Annotated in this window: 15 protein-coding genes; 12 read left to right on the top strand and 3 right to left on the bottom strand. The window is 67.1% G+C overall.

The window, feature by feature from the left end; translation table 11 throughout:
* Positions 1-41: 41 nt before the first annotated feature.
* The 11 genes from LX70_RS12380 to LX70_RS12335 all read left to right on the top strand — a co-directional run bounded on the left by LX70_RS12380 (position 42) and on the right by LX70_RS12335 (position 11,952).
* Positions 42-524, top strand: a complete 483-nt coding sequence (locus LX70_RS12380; protein WP_105515092.1) for a formate dehydrogenase subunit gamma — start codon at positions 42-44, stop codon at positions 522-524.
* A complete protein-coding gene (locus LX70_RS12375) occupies positions 521-2,044 on the top strand; it encodes a formate dehydrogenase beta subunit (protein ID WP_105515091.1) in 1,524 nt (507 codons plus the stop codon). The genes LX70_RS12380 and LX70_RS12375 overlap by 4 nt, the downstream gene beginning before the upstream one ends.
* Positions 2,041-4,929, top strand: coding sequence for a formate dehydrogenase subunit alpha (gene fdhF, locus LX70_RS12370; protein WP_105515090.1), 2,889 nt, complete (start codon positions 2,041-2,043; stop codon positions 4,927-4,929). The genes LX70_RS12375 and fdhF overlap by 4 nt, the downstream gene beginning before the upstream one ends.
* Before the next feature lie 4 nt (positions 4,930-4,933).
* Complete coding sequence (fdhD, locus tag LX70_RS12365; protein WP_105515089.1) at positions 4,934-5,752, top strand: formate dehydrogenase accessory sulfurtransferase FdhD; 819 nt, start codon at positions 4,934-4,936, stop codon at positions 5,750-5,752.
* Entirely contained in the window at positions 5,742-5,957 is a 216-nt protein-coding gene (locus LX70_RS12360) for a formate dehydrogenase subunit delta (protein WP_105515088.1), read from the top strand. Before fdhD ends, LX70_RS12360 begins: the two co-directional genes overlap by 11 nt.
* 126 nt (positions 5,958-6,083) lie before the next feature.
* On the top strand, positions 6,084-6,311 hold the full coding sequence (locus tag LX70_RS20465) for a hypothetical protein (RefSeq protein WP_146111596.1): 228 nt from the start codon (positions 6,084-6,086) through the stop codon (positions 6,309-6,311).
* Between the two features lie 302 nt (positions 6,312-6,613).
* Positions 6,614-8,023, top strand: a complete 1,410-nt coding sequence (locus LX70_RS12355) for a hypothetical protein (protein WP_170076185.1) — start codon at positions 6,614-6,616, stop codon at positions 8,021-8,023.
* 60 nt (positions 8,024-8,083) lie between these two features.
* Complete coding sequence (locus LX70_RS12350) at positions 8,084-8,410, top strand: hypothetical protein (protein WP_146111595.1); 327 nt, start codon at positions 8,084-8,086, stop codon at positions 8,408-8,410.
* 19 nt (positions 8,411-8,429) lie between these two features.
* Entirely contained in the window at positions 8,430-9,488 is a 1,059-nt protein-coding gene (locus LX70_RS12345; RefSeq protein WP_105515085.1) for a glycosyltransferase family protein, read from the top strand.
* The gene (locus LX70_RS12340; RefSeq protein ID WP_105515084.1) at positions 9,485-11,533 is read left to right on the top strand and encodes a glycosyltransferase; all 2,049 of its coding nucleotides are present in this window, start codon (positions 9,485-9,487) and stop codon (positions 11,531-11,533) included. Before LX70_RS12345 ends, LX70_RS12340 begins: the two co-directional genes overlap by 4 nt.
* Positions 11,530-11,952, top strand: coding sequence for a hypothetical protein (locus tag LX70_RS12335; RefSeq protein WP_105515083.1), 423 nt, complete (start codon positions 11,530-11,532; stop codon positions 11,950-11,952). The genes LX70_RS12340 and LX70_RS12335 overlap by 4 nt, the downstream gene beginning before the upstream one ends.
* 7 nt (positions 11,953-11,959) lie before the next feature.
* Here LX70_RS12335 and LX70_RS12330 read toward each other — a convergent pair whose 3' ends face one another.
* The 3 genes from LX70_RS12330 to LX70_RS12320 all read right to left on the bottom strand — a co-directional run bounded on the left by LX70_RS12330 (position 11,960) and on the right by LX70_RS12320 (position 13,829).
* Complete coding sequence (locus LX70_RS12330) at positions 11,960-13,006, bottom strand: YeeE/YedE family protein (protein ID WP_105515082.1); 1,047 nt, start codon at positions 13,004-13,006, stop codon at positions 11,960-11,962.
* A gap of 24 nt (positions 13,007-13,030) precedes the next feature.
* A complete protein-coding gene (locus LX70_RS12325; protein WP_211301719.1) occupies positions 13,031-13,375 on the bottom strand; it encodes an ArsR/SmtB family transcription factor in 345 nt (114 codons plus the stop codon).
* Positions 13,376-13,451: 76 nt separating this feature from the next.
* The gene (locus LX70_RS12320; protein ID WP_105515080.1) at positions 13,452-13,829 is read right to left on the bottom strand and encodes a thioredoxin domain-containing protein; all 378 of its coding nucleotides are present in this window, start codon (positions 13,827-13,829) and stop codon (positions 13,452-13,454) included.
* Between the two features lie 75 nt (positions 13,830-13,904).
* Between LX70_RS12320 and LX70_RS12315 the strand changes: the two genes are divergently transcribed.
* Entirely contained in the window at positions 13,905-14,639 is a 735-nt protein-coding gene (locus LX70_RS12315) for a cytochrome c biogenesis CcdA family protein (RefSeq protein ID WP_105515079.1), read from the top strand.
* The last annotated feature ends 15 nt before the right edge of the window (positions 14,640-14,654 follow it).

Raw genomic sequence — 14,654 nt, 5'->3', positions numbered from 1 at the left:
AATAGCGCCGATTGCAGACGGAACAACAATGTGAGGCCCCGATGACGAAAGCCGCCACGACAGATGCCGCGATTGCCGCGCGCACGGATGAGATCATCACCGGCTTGATCGGCCTCGAAGGGCCGCTTTTGCCGATCCTGCACGCCTTGCAGGAGGAATGGGGTCACGTCCCCGCCGCCGCCCTGCCCCGGATCGCCGACCGGCTGAACCTGACCAAGGCGGAAGTGCATGGGGTGATGAGCTTCTACCACGATTTCCGCAGCAAGCCCGCAGGCACGCATGTGGTGAAGATCTGCCGGGCCGAAGCCTGTCAGTCGATGGGCAGCGATCATCTGACCGAAGCGGCCGAAAAGGCGCTGGGGATCGGGATGCACGGCACCACGGCGGATGGAAAAGTGACGCTTGAACCTGTATACTGTCTGGGTCTTTGCGCCTGCGGACCCTCGGCCATGGTCGATGGAAAGGTGGTGGGCCGCGTGGACGAAGCGCGTCTTCACAAGATCATCGAGGAGATCCGCGCATGAAGGTCTATGTTCCCCGTGATGCCGCTGCCCGCGCCCTTGGTGCGGACGAGGTGGCAAAGGCCGTCCTGAGTGAAGCAAAGGCGCGCGGTCTGAACGTGACGCTGGTCCGCAACGGCACCCGCGGCATGATCTGGCTTGAACCGCTGGTCGAGGTCGAAACCGACGCCGGGCGCACCGGCTTTGGCCCGGTCGGGCCGTCGGACGTGGCGGCGATCCTTGACGGGTCCTCTGACAAGGCGCTGGGTCCGGTCGAAGACCTGCCCTTCTTCAAGGGCCAGACCCGCCTGACCTTCGCCCGTGTCGGGCTGACCGATCCGCTCTCGCTGTCCGATTACGAATCGCATGGCGGGCTTGCCGGGCTGAAGAAGGCGCTGGCGATGTCCGGCGAGGCCATCGTCAAGGAAGTCACCGACAGCGGCTTGCGCGGGCGCGGCGGCGCGGGCTTTCCGACCGGGATCAAGTGGGAAACCGTCCGCAAGGCCGAGGGTGCGCAGAAATACATCGTCTGCAACGCCGATGAGGGCGACAGCGGCACCTTCGCCGACCGGATGCTGATGGAGGGCGATCCCTTCTGCCTGATCGAAGGCATGACCATCGCCGGGATCGCCGTCGGCGCCAGCAAGGGCTATGTCTACCTGCGTTCGGAATATCCCGACGCCATCGAGGTGATGACCGAAGCCTGCCGGATTGCGCGCGAGGCAGGCGTTCTGGGCGCAACGGTCCTGAACTCCGCCAAGCCCTTCGACATCGAGGTGCGCGTCGGCGCGGGCGCCTATGTCTGCGGCGAGGAAACTTCGCTTCTCAATTCGCTGGAAGGCAAGCGCGGCGTGGTGCGGGCGAAACCGCCGCTCCCCGCACTTGAGGGGCTGTTCGGCAAGCCGACGGTCGTGAACAACGTGATTTCGCTGGCTTCCGTCCCGGTGGTGATGGCGAAGGGCGCGGCCTTCTACAAGGATTTCGGCCTTGGCCGGTCGCGCGGCACGATCCCGCTGCAAATCGCCGGGAACGTCAAATATGGCGGGCTTTATGAGACCGCATTCGGCACCACGCTGGGCGAGATCGTCGAGGGGATCGGCGGCGGCACGGCATCGGGCCGTCCGGTGAAGGCGGTTCAGGTGGGTGGCCCGCTCGGCGCCTATTTCGCCGTGCCGCAGTTCGACACGCCCTTCGGATATGAGGAATTCGACGCCAGGGGCGGGCTGATCGGCCATGCGGGTCTGGTGGTCTTCGACGACACCGCCGACATGCGCAAGATGGCGCGCTTCGCGATGGAGTTCTGCGCCGTCGAAAGTTGCGGCAAATGCACCCCCTGCCGCATCGGCGCGGTGCGCGGGGTGGAAACCATCGACCGGATCGGGCGTGGCGATGCCTCGGCCATCCCGTTGCTGAAAGACCTCTGCGAGACGATGAAGGACGGCTCTCTCTGCGCGCTGGGGGGGTTCACGCCCTTCCCGGTCATGTCCGCGCTGAAGCATTTCCCCGACGATTTCACCGCCAATGCCAAGGAGGCTGCGGAATGAAGGATTTCATCATCCCCTGGGCCGACGATCGCGACATGGGTACGCCTGCGGCGCGCTCGGACAAGACCGTCACGCTGACCGTCGACGGGTTCGAAGTGACGGTGCCGGAAGGCACGAGCGTGATGCGGGCAAGCGCGGAAGCCGGGATCAGCATCCCCAAGCTCTGCGCCTCAGACAACATGGATGCCTTCGGGTCCTGCCGCCTCTGCGTGGTGGAGATCGAGGGCCGTCGCGGCACCCCCGCCTCCTGCACCACGCCGGTGGCGGAGGGGATGGTCGTCCATACCCAGACCTCCAAGATCAAGAAACTGCGGCGCGGGGTGATGGAGCTTTACATCTCCGACCACCCGCTTGACTGCCTGACCTGCTCGGCGAATGGCGACTGCGAGTTGCAGGACATGGCCGGGGCGGTCGGCCTGCGCGACGTGCGCTATGAGGCGGGCGAAAACCACTTCGCCGCCCGTAACACGTCGGGCGAGGCCAATCCGCAATGGCTGCCCAAGGACGACAGCAACCCCTATTTCAGCTACGACCCGTCCAAATGCATCGTCTGCTCGCGCTGCGTGCGGGCCTGCGAAGAGGTGCAGGGCACCTTCGCGCTGACCATCGAGGGGCGCGGCTGGGACAGCCGGGTGTCGGCGGGCGCCGCGTCTGACGATTTCCTGTCCTCGGACTGCGTGTCCTGCGGCGCCTGCGTGCAGGCCTGCCCGACCGCGACGCTTCAGGAAAAATCGGTGATCGAGATGGGGACGCCGGACCGCTCTGTCGTCACCACCTGCGCCTATTGCGGCGTCGGCTGTTCCTTCAAGGCCGAAATGCAGGGCGACAAACTGGTGCGCATGGTGCCTTACAAGCACGGCAAGGCGAACCGGGGCCATTCCTGCGTGAAGGGCCGCTTTGCCTATGGCTACGCGAACCACAAGGAACGCATCCTCAACCCGATGATCCGCGAGACGATCAACGACCCCTGGCGCGAAGTATCCTGGGATGAGGCGCTGACCTTTGCCTCCACCCGCCTGCGCGGCCTACAGGAGAAATATGGCCGCCGCTCGATCGGCGTCATCACCTCATCGCGCTGCACGAACGAAGAGACCTTTCTGGTCCAGAAGCTCGCCCGTGCGGTCTTCATGAACAACAACACCGACACCTGCGCCCGCGTCTGCCATTCGCCGACCGGCTACGGCCTTGGCCAGACTTTCGGCACCTCGGCCGGGACGCAGGATTTCGACTCGGTCGAAGACACCGACGTGATGATCGTCATCGGCGCCAACCCGACCGACGCCCACCCCGTCTTCGCCAGCCGGATGAAAAAGCGGCTGCGCCAGGGCGCGAAGCTGATCGTCATCGACCCGCGCCGGATCGACCTTGTGAAATCCGCGCATATCAAGGCGTCGCATCACCTGCCGCTGCGGCCGGGGACGAACGTCGCGGTGGTTTCGGCGCTGGCCCATGTGATCGTGACCGAAGGGCTGGCGAACGAGAGCTTCATCAAGGAACGCTGCGACTGGGATGAGTTCCGCGAATATGCAGAGTTCATCAGCGATCCGCGCCACAGCCCCGAGGCGACCGAAAGCCTGACCGGCGTCCCGGCCGAGGAACTGCGCAAGGCCGCGCGTCTTTTCGCCACCGGCGGCAATGGCGCGATCTATTACGGCCTTGGCGTGACGGAGCATTCGCAAGGCTCCACCACCGTCATCGGCATCGCCAACCTTGCCATGATGACCGGCAATATCGGCCGCAGGGGCGTGGGCGTGAACCCGCTGCGCGGTCAGAACAACGTGCAAGGCTCCTGCGACATGGGTTCCTTCCCGCATGAGCTTCCGGGCTATCGCCACGTCAAGAACGGCGATGTCCGCGAGATCTTCGAGAAGATGTGGGGCGTCGAGATCGACCCCGAGCCGGGCCTGCGCATCACCAACATGCTCGACGCCGCGGTGGACGGGTCCTTCAAGGGCCTCTACTGCCAGGGTGAGGACATCCTGCAATCCGACCCCGACACCCATCACGTCGCGGCCGGCCTTGCGGCGATGGAATGCGTCATCGTCCACGACCTGTTCCTGAACGAGACGGCGAACTACGCCCATGTCTTCCTGCCCGGCTCCTCCTTCCTGGAAAAGGACGGCACCTTCACCAACGCCGAGCGCCGCATCAACATGGTGCGCAAGGTCATGGCGCCGAAGAACGGCTATGCCGACTGGGAAGTCACGCAGATGCTGGCCAATGCCATGGGCGCGGAATGGACCTACACCCATCCGAGCCAGATCATGGCCGAAGTCGCGGCCACGACCCCGTCCTTCGCCAACGTCACCTATGAAAAGATCGAGACCATGGGCTCGGTCCAGTGGCCCTGCAACGACAACGCGCCGGACGGCACGCCGCTGATGCATGTCGACGGCTTCGTGCGCGGCAAGGGGCGTTTTATCGTCACCGAATATGTGGCGACCGACGAAAAGTCCGGCCCGCGCTTCCCGCTTCTGCTGACGACGGGGCGCATCCTGTCGCAGTATAACGTCGGCGCACAGACGCGGCGGACGGCGAACGTGGTCTGGCACGATCAGGACGTGCTTGAGATCCACCCCCACGACGCCGAGGTGCGCGGAGTGAAGGATGGCGACTTCGTCCGCCTCGCCTCACGCTCTGGCGACACGACGCTGAAGGCGAAGATCACCGACAGGGTCAGCCCGGGCGTGGTCTACACCACCTTCCACCACCCGAACACGCAGGCCAACGTCATCACCACCGATTTCTCGGACTGGGCCACCAACTGCCCGGAATACAAGGTGACGGCGGTTCAGGTCGCGCTGTCGAACGGGCCGAGCGAGTGGCAGGAGGACTATGCCGAGCTGAGCGAGCGCGCCCGGCGCATCCTGCCGGCGGCGGAGTGACCCCTTGGCCAAGCCGGTCACATCGGTGAAGACGACGGTCGTGCGCGGGACCTCCGCGCACGCGGCAACGCGCGCGCTGCCCGAAGAGACCGCCGTCGCCATCGTGCTGAACGGCTCCACCCAGGCGGTGATGATGGCGACCCCGGCGGACCTTGAGGATTTCGCCGTGGGCTTCGCGCTCAGCGAAGGCATCGTCGCGGATACCGGCGGGATCGAAACGCTTGAGATCGTCGAACAGCCCGACGGGATCGAGGCGCGGCTTTGGCTGGCCGACGACCCGGCCGAGGCCATCGCGGCGCGGCGGCGGGCCATGGCCGGTCCGGTGGGCTGCGGCCTGTGCGGCATCGAAAGTCTGGCCGAAGCGCTGCGCCCGCTGCCGACCGTCGGTGCGGGCAACACGCTGACCATCGCCGATGTCGACCGGGCGGTGACCGAGCTGACCTCGGCCCAGCTCCTGAACGCGCGCACCCGCGCGGTTCACGCGGCGGGCCTTTTCCTGCCCGGTCAGGGCATCGTCCTGGCGCGCGAGGATGTCGGGCGTCACAACGCGCTCGACAAGCTGTCGGGCGCGATGGCGCGCGGCGGCATCGAACGCGGCACCGGCGCCGTCGTCATCACCAGCCGAGTGTCGATCGAGATGGTGCAGAAATGCGCCATGGCGGGCGTTCCCGTGATGATCGCCATCTCGGTCCCCACCGCCCATGCCCTGCGCCTTGCCGAGGCGGCGGGCATCACCCTTGTCGCCGTCGCCCGTGGTGACGGTTTCGAGATTTTCACCCATCCCGAGCGTATCGAGCGCGGAGAACAGACCCATGTCGCCTGACAAACTCCTCTACATGGCCAAGCAGATCGCCACCTTCTTCGCCAGCCAGCCCGGCACCGACCAGGCCGACAAGGTGGCCCAGCATATCCGCGATTTCTGGGAACCCCGGATGCGCGAGCAATTCCTGGCCATGGCCGCCGATCCGGCCTGCGAGATGCCCGATCTGGTGCGCAAGGCCGCCGACAAGCTCGCCCAGCCCGCCTGATCGCCGAAAAATTGGTCAGCATTGCTTACGTTGCAACGCGGCATTGCCGTGGGCGGCGTTGCTCGACCCGCGCCCATCGGTCAGGATAGGCGGCAGGGAGGTCAGATCCAGCCTGGGAGCTGACACATGTCTGTCCTTGCACTTCAATCCCGCGGCCCTCTTGCGGCCCTCACCCATCGTCTTGGCCAGATGGCCGCCGCCATCGGCACCGCCCTTGTCCGCATGGGCGAGACGCATCCCCTGATGACTTCGCTGCGCAAGCTGAATGAGATCAGCGATGAGGAACTGGCCGAACGGGGCCTTGACCGCAACGCCGAGCTGCACCGGATCGTCCGCCGCTACGCCTACGTCTAGGCACCCGTCGACGGGGTCGGACCTGAGGGAGAGGGCGCGGCGATTCGCGCGCCCCCACCGCTCATGCGGCCCCCAAGGGGCGCCGGGGGGCGGTTCACATCCGCCCCTTGCACGCGAAATCCGGCGGAATCGGCGGGGGCTTGCCGCAGCAGGGTATGGAATCCCGCCAGTAGCGCCGGGATGATTTGAATGCCCCCGACAACATCGTTAATATTTCCCCCGGTGGGTCTGCCCGCCAAATGGGGTGGTACTTCGATGTTGCCCGGGCCTCTGCGCCCGGCGCTGCTGTCAAAGGTGGGGGAATGACGAAAGGTGCGACGTCCGTGACGTCGTCACGGGCTGCTGGTGCGGATGCGCCAAGCATTGACGACCTGTTGAAGACCGGAGCGTTCCACAAGCGCCTCGCCTCGGCGCGGGCAGCGCGCGAAGAAGTGTTGGCCACCCATAACGACAACGCGGAACAGTTCCTCTCTGGCCCCAAGCCGTGGGAGCGGCCCGAATACCTGCGGGGTGAGCCGCGCAAGACCGGCCGCCCGGCGCCCTTGCCCGCCAAAGCGCGCAGCGAAATCGCAGCGCCCGTTCCCCTGCCCGTCGCGCCCAAGGCAGACCCCGCCCCGACGGAAAGCGCAGCCGCCCCGGTTGCCGAAACCGCCCGCTGGCCCCGCCGGTTGGCCTTTCTGGCGGGCGGATTGGCGGCGGGCATCACGCTTGGCGTCGGCGTCGGCTATTGGGCGGCGCGCTCTGCCTTGCCGCCCGCTGCCCCGGACGTGGCGATTACGGCTGGCGCCCCCACTCTGGCGGGGACGACCGACGGCGGCGGGCAGGACGCGGTCTGGACTGCGCTGCCGGGACAGGACCACGCGCCGACCGCGACGGGCCTGCCCGAGCTGTCGCATGTGACCTCCGTCTCGGCCACCCTGCCCGCCATCGCGGGCGGCGGGCTGGTGGACCCTGCCACCACCATGGGGCCACGCTCCCTGACCCAGGATGCGGGTGAACCCTCGGGCGCCACGCCGGTCCTGACGCTTTCCCCCGCCCTCATGCCTGAACGCGCCAAGGCACCGGCCCTGACCGCTACGGGGGCGGAGATCGCCTTTTCCGGCCTGCCCGCCCCGCTGCCGGTCAGCATCGCGATCCCCCGCGCGGCCATGCCCGCTGACGCCGCCCTGACCGCCCCCGCGCCCGCCCTCCCCGAGACCACCCCCCTTCCCGTCGCGCTGGCCGTACCCGAGGCGGTCACGCCGGGCAGTAGCACCGACCTGCCCCTTGCGCCGCAGGACCTGCCGCCGCCCGTCGCCCCGCCGACGGCGGATTTCACCCTTTCGGTCCACGCCCCGGCAACGCTGTCGGACACCGACATCGAAGAGGTCGCCGTAGCGCTGTCCGAAGTCGGGGTGGAGACGATCACGCCAAAGCCCGTGGACTTCACCATCAGCGAAACCAACATCCGCTACTTCCACCCGGCGGATCGCGCCGCGGCCGAAGACCTTGCGGGCGCGCTCGGCGCGCGGCTGCGCGACTTCACCGGATATTCGCCCAGCCCCCCTGACGGGACGATCGAACTTTGGCTGGCGGGCAAGGGGAATACCCCCCCGAAGGCGGTCGCGCGCCCCGCCGCCACCAGGAAGGTCCGCCGCCAGCCGCAGCCCTCGCAAGCGCAGATCCTGAAGAACCGCCTGATTCAGCAATTGCGGACGGGGGCGCTGAACTGACATGACCATGGTCTTCCCCGCCACGCCCCCGGTAACCCGTTCCAGAGTAGAGTGATCCCGATGCCCGCCCCCAGACTCCTCACGATCATCACCGCGCTCATCCTGCTTCAGGGCCAGATGGCCCGCGCGGAATATTCGCTTGAACAACTTCAGGAGATCGAGCGCTACGTGATGTCGAAGAACAGCGCCGCGCTGGAGACTTTGCTGCGCAGCAACCCCGAGCTGATGACCGGGAACGACCCACTGGCGAAAGAGCTGCGCTCCTTCATGGAAAACAACCTGCGCCAGCCCTTCCTGTGGTTCAACGCGCCGACCGCCACCCTTCCGGCCGAGCCGGAAGTGGCGGCCCCCTTCGGTGGGCGCAAGTCCAGCCCGGACATCTACTGAGCGGCGCGGGATCACCCCGATGAACGCATCCCGCCGCATCGCCTATGTGATCGAACCGCGCTTTTCCGGCGGCACATCGGCGGCGGTAGCGGCAGAGCTGGAAGCGATCGCCCGCTTCGGCCCGGTCACGGTTCACGCCATCGAAAGCGGGATGTTCCACGGCCGCGCCGTCGCGCCGCAGCTTGAGGCGACGCTTTCGGCGCTGAATATCGACCTGATCTGGAACGCGCCGGTGATCGCTGCGGACCTTGTCATCCTGCACAATCCGTCATTCCTGAAATTTCAGGACAATCTGAACGCAAAGATCATCTGCCGTGACATGATCGTCGTGACGCATGAAAATTTCCTGCGTCCCGGCGGGGTTGAGGGCTTTGACGTCGCCGCCTGCCTGTCCCGGATCGACCGGGCGACGCTGGCACTTGGCAAATATGTCGCGCCGATCTCCGCCGCCAACCGGACCACGGTCGAGGGCTGGCGCAGGACGCATCCGCTGCCCTTCGGCTGGCAGGTCCTGCCCGAGACATGGTTCAACATCTGCGCGTTTGAGATGGCCGCCCCGCCAGACCGCCCGCAGGACCGGCGCGGCCGCCATTCCCGTCCGGGTTTCGAGAAATTCCCCGCGCCCGCCGTCCTCGACCTCTGCTTCCCGCCCTATGCCGCCGCCAACACGATCCTCGGCGCCGACGCGCTGATCGCGGAAGGTGTGGTCAGGCCGCACTGGACCCTCCTTCCCTTTCGCGGGATCGAGGTCGCGCAGTATTTCGGGATGATCGACATCATGGTCTATTTCACCGCCGCCACCTGGCGCGAAAGCTTCGGCCGTGTGCTGGCCGAGGCGCTGGCGGCGGGCAAGCTTGCCCTCTCTGACCCCGACACGGCGGCAAGCTTCGACGGCGGCGTGATCGGCGTCCGCCCAGATGAGGTCGACGCCGCCATCGCCGCGCATCTGAACGACCCGGCCCGCTTCGCCCGGCAGGTGCGCAAGGGACAAGAGGCCATCGCCCGCCAGTCCGCCGACGCCTTCGCCGACATGTTTATGGGCCTCGCCGACCGGCTGGAACGGAGGGCGGCGGCATGATCCTGATCGAATCCGGTGACCGCAGCCCGCGCGGTTTTGAGGCAAAGGTCCTGTTCGCGGCGCAGCTTGACGGGCGCGGCCATGCCGTGACGCTTGACGATGCCTGGCTGCCCGAGGATCTGGACCGCAGCCTGCGCTATGACGCGGCGCCCTACCTGCGCGCGTTGGACGCAGCACGGGTCACCCGCCTGATCGTGATCGGGGCCGAAACGCTTGCCGACGAGGTTCTGATCCGGCTTCGGCAGATCGGCCTGCCGGGCGACATCCCTGCGACGCTGGTCGGGCGGTTCGAAACCCGTCAGGCGCAAATCTCCGCCCGGTCGAAGCTGGCCTATGTGCTGGGGCGGGAGCCGGATCTGATCGACCTGACCGACGCCCAGCCGCACCCGCTGGCCCCCGATCTTGCCGGTCCGGCGGCCGGTCTGGGCGCCACGCGGCCCGCGACCGGGGGCGAGGCGAACCTTTTCGTCATCCTGCCGGAAGCCGCGCTTGAGGACCCCTCAACCCTGCCTGCCCTGATGGCGATGGAGCATCAGCCGGGTCTGCGGCTGCACCTCGTCCTGCCGCGCCGGGCGCGGGACCATCTGAAGACACTGCGCTTCACGCCCGCGCGGCTTTTCGGGATGTACGAACTTTCCCCCACAACCTTGGCCCGGCTGGCCGACATGGCCGCAATCTTCGCCGCCGACATGCAAGGCGACCGGATCGCGGTGATGGCGACAGAGATGATGGCCTCGGGCGGGATCGTCGTCGATTGCACCCCGGAAGGCACGCTCGCCGGGAGCGCCGCGCCGATCCTGCGCGGGCCACCCCTGCTTCCCGCGCTGTCGGACTATCTGCGCCAGACCGTCCTGCCGAACCGTCCCGCCATCGCCGCGCAGGTCACGGGCGCGCCCTGGACCGGCACCCAGCGGATCGAGACGCTTGAACGGCTGATCGGGCTGACGCCGCCTGCCTGTGACACCGCCCCGCGCCCACCCCGCACCCTGTTCCTGCCGACGAATGGCAACGGCCTTGGCCACGCGAGGCGCTGCGCCCTGATCGCGCGCGAGATGGAGGGGGCGAAAATCGGTTTCGCCGCCTTCCCAAGCTGCCTGCCGATGATCCGGGCCGAGGGGCATGACTGCCTGCCGCTCGTCTCGAAAAGCGCCGCGCATGACACCGGCCACGCCAATGACCTTGTGAATTACATGCGCCTGCGCCGCGCGCTTCAGTCCGGCGACCGGCTGGTCTTCGACGGCGGCTACGTCTTCGATTCGATCTACCGCACCATTCTGGAAAAGGGTCTCGACGCCGCATGGATCCGGCGCGGGCTGTGGCAGGCGGGGCAGATCACGCCCTCGGCGCTGCACCGCGAAGGCGTCTTCCGCCGCGTGATCGTGCCAGAGGAGGCGTTCGGCGAATTGAACGCCGACATGACCTTCGGCAGCCATATCCACAAGGTCGGCCCCATCGTCGGCGACCGGCCTGAACGCCCGGTTGAGGCGACGCGGGCCGCCCTCGCCAAGGGCCTCGGGCGCGACTTCTCCACGCTTGTCGTGACCATGCTGGGCGGCGGCGTTGCGGCGGATCGCACGGCGCAGATGCAGATGCTGGCCGCGCTGATGGAGCGTCGGCCGGATTGCCTGCACCTGATCCTGATCTGGCCCGGCTCGGTCGTGCCGCCCGCGCTTTACGGCTGGAAGAACACCACCGTCTGTCAGACCCGCAATGCTGCGGCCATCGCGGCGGCGGCCGATCTGGTCGTGACGGCGGCAGGCTATAACAGCTTTCACGAGGTCCTTTATCACGGCCTGCCCGCCATCTTCATCCCGCAGATGGCGGGCTTCATGGACGATCAGGACCGCCGGGCGCAGGCGGCGGCCGACCGCGGCTTGGCCGTGGCGGTCGGGGCCGGGGAAATGCTGCGTCTGGAACGCGAGGTGACGGCCATTCTGGACGACGGCAAGGGGGCAGAGCTTCGCGCGGCCCTTGCAGCAGCAGACCTGCCCGCACGGGGGAACGCCCGCGCCGCCGGTCTGATCGCGGCGGAGGTCTGGACATGACGGCGGAACTGGCGATGGACATCCTCGCGCGGCTTCAGGACGCGGCCCCGGTCGATCTGGACCGGATGCTGGACGCGCCCGGCGCGGCGACACAAGGCGCCACCCTTGTGACAGTGGACCCGATCGCGCTCTCCCCCGCGCTCTGGTCCCATGCCGAAGACTGGGCCTGTCTCGGCATCCGGGTGACGACGCCGCTGCCCGATGTCACCTCGCTTGCGCGGCGCCTTGCCGCGACGGCGCTGGAACGCGGCATCTTTCCGGTGATCCTGACCACCCTCGATCAAAGCGGCTTCGAACGCTTCGGCTTTCGTGTCGAACGCCTGACAGAGGCCGGGCGCGCCGGGGAAGAAGCGGAACTGGCAGGCTTCTGGAACTTCGCCCTGATCCTTGACGCGGACGACCTGATGCTGATGGGCTGACACCCGGTCAGCCGTGGTGGAAGCCGCCGATCAACTGGCGCAGCCCCACCAGCCCGCCGACGGCAATCGCGGCCAGCGTGACCGGCGCCGACACCGCCAGCGTCGACATGGCGGTGACGCCCTGCCCCACCGAACAGCCCAGCGCGAGGCTGCCGCCGACCCCCATCAGCGCGGCGCCGGACACCTGACGGCCCAGCTCACGCGGGTCCTCGCACGCCTCCCAGCGGAAGAGGCCGCGGATGGTGGACCCTGCGAAGGCGCCCGCAAGGACGCCCGCGACCATCCCGACCGAAAAGGTGATGCCGCCAGCGGTCGAGGTCATGAAGAAGATGATCGTCCGCCCCAGAGGCGCGGTGAAGGATGGCCCCTCGACGCCGACCTCTCCGAAACTGACGTCGGACACCCAGGTCGTCCCGGCAAAGCACCAGACAACCGCCAGCCCCGCCGCGATGCCCCAGCCGATCTGCTTCGGCCGCCGCCGCAGGGGCGCATAGGACAACGCCCAGAACAGCGCCGCCGCACCGACGGGGGCGGCGAAGGTCAGGGGCGGCAGGCCGGTCCGTTCGGACAGCCAATGGGCGATGCCTTGCGTCCCCTCCGCCGGGATCTGCGGGAAAAGCGCGGTTCGCAAAGGTGCGAGAAGGCCCGACATGGTGACGAAGGCGAAAATGCCGATCACCACCACGATCACCAGCGAGCGCAGATCGCCCCCGCCGAACCGCACCAGCGCGCCAAAGCCGCAGTTCCCGGCCAGTGCCATGCCATAGCCAAAAACAAGCCCGCCCACGACCGAGGCGACGGGGTTCCAGGCAATGGTGTGGTAGAAGGTCTGGCTTGGCGCGGAGAGGCCCAGCGCCTCGGCGATGAAGGTGCCAAGGATCGCGACACCAAGAACCACGCCCCAAAGCCTCAGCCGCCGCTGGTCATTGCCATAGGTCGCGGCCTCCAGCGCCCCGAGGGTGCAGAATTCGCCCAGCCGCGCCGCCAGACCCAGGACGATCCCGCCGCCGAGACCGACAAGTGCCGCGAGGACACCGGGTGACAGTTCCCACATCGCCTTCTCCCCGCGCCCCTCGCCCTAACCTTCGGACGGCGGGGGGCTGCCCTCTTGCCGGCAGAAACAGTCGTAGATAAGCCCCAGCATACGCGCGATCCGGGGATCGCTGAGCGAATAGTAGATCGTCTTGCCCTCGCGCCGGGTCTTGACGATCCGTTCCATCCGCAAACGTGCCAGTTGCTGACTGACCGCAGCTTGCCGTGACAGGAGAAGGGTTTCAAGCTCGGTGACCGAACGTTCGCCATTGGCAAGGTTGCACAGGATCATCAGGCGGCCGTCATGGGCCAGCGCCTTGAGGAAGTTGGCCGCCGCGTCCGCTTCGGGCGCGAAGCGCTCGGGGTCGACCGAGGCGAGGCAAGCCTCCATCCGGCTTTCCCAATCCGTGGTGTCACCCTCGTGCGGCACGTTCCCTTTCCCTTCCGTGTCCGGCCTGACCATGCCTTCATTCTGACGGCGCGGGGCCGTCCCCCTGCACCTTGCCGATCATCTGATCAAGCAGCCCCCAAAAGAAATCCTCGCCCGGATAGCCCTCGATCCGCCCGGCCTCGGCCCCGTCCTCCATCAGGACGAAGGTCGGCGTCAGCACGACCGGCGTGGCAAAGGCAAAGCCCGACGTCGCCGTCTCGCGAATGTTCACGCGCACCAGGGGCGCCGCTGCCCCCTCGGGCGTTTTCGGGTAGGTCGGCGCGATCGCCTTGTCCCAGGCGGCGCAATAGACGCAGCCCTCGCGCCAGACCATGACAAGGTTCAGTTCCGCCGCCGCAGGCGTGGCCGCGACCAGCGCGAGTGCCATTCCGATCCGACGCAGCGAAAGCAGCATGTTGACGCCTCGACCATTACATATAAAAATCCTAATGTGTTTTTATGTTCGCGGCAAGCGAGGCGGGGAGGACTCATGGACGCATCATTCGGCGGCGCCCTTTTGGCGGGCATCCTGTCCTTTCTGTCACCCTGCATCCTGCCCATGGTCCCCTTCTACCTGTGCTACATGGCCGGGATTTCCATGTCCGAATTGCGGTCGGACCAGACCATCGCGCCGGGTGCGCAGAAGCGCCTTATCGTGTCGGCCATCGCCTTCGCGCTGGGGGTGACAACGATCTTCATGGCGCTGGGAATGGGGGCGACGGCGCTGGGGCAGGTCTTCCGCGAATGGCTGCGCCCGCTGTCCTATGTCGCGGCGGGGGTGCTGTTCGTCTTCGGCCTGCACTTCCTTGGCATCCTGCGCATCCCGTTCCTCTACCGCGAGGCACGAATCGAGGCGAAGGTGGAACCGACGACCTTCGTCGGCGCCTATGTCATGGGCCTTGCCTTCGGCTTCGGCTGGACACCCTGCGTCGGCCCGGCGCTGGCGGCGATCCTGATGGTGGCCTCCAGCATGGACTCCATTGGCCGGGGGGCAGCACTTCTTTTCGTCTACGGACTTGGCATGACCGCCCCCTTCATCCTGGCCGCCGCCTTCGCCAAGCCGTTCCTCGGCTGGATGAACCGCAACCGGAAATACCTGCGCTACGTCGAAAAGATCATGGGCGTGATGCTGATCCTCTTCGCGGTGCTGATCGCGACCGGATCGGTCAATGCCATCGCGGATTTCATGATCCGCCACATGCCCTGGACCACGAAATTCATCTGAACTTCCAAGGGAGGA

This window comes from Albidovulum denitrificans (assembly GCF_002973535.1).
GTDB classification, from domain to species: domain Bacteria; phylum Pseudomonadota; class Alphaproteobacteria; order Rhodobacterales; family Rhodobacteraceae; genus Albidovulum; species Albidovulum denitrificans.
Note: the sequence above shows the minus strand (reverse complement) of the source record. Positions and strands in the feature narration are given on the sequence as shown.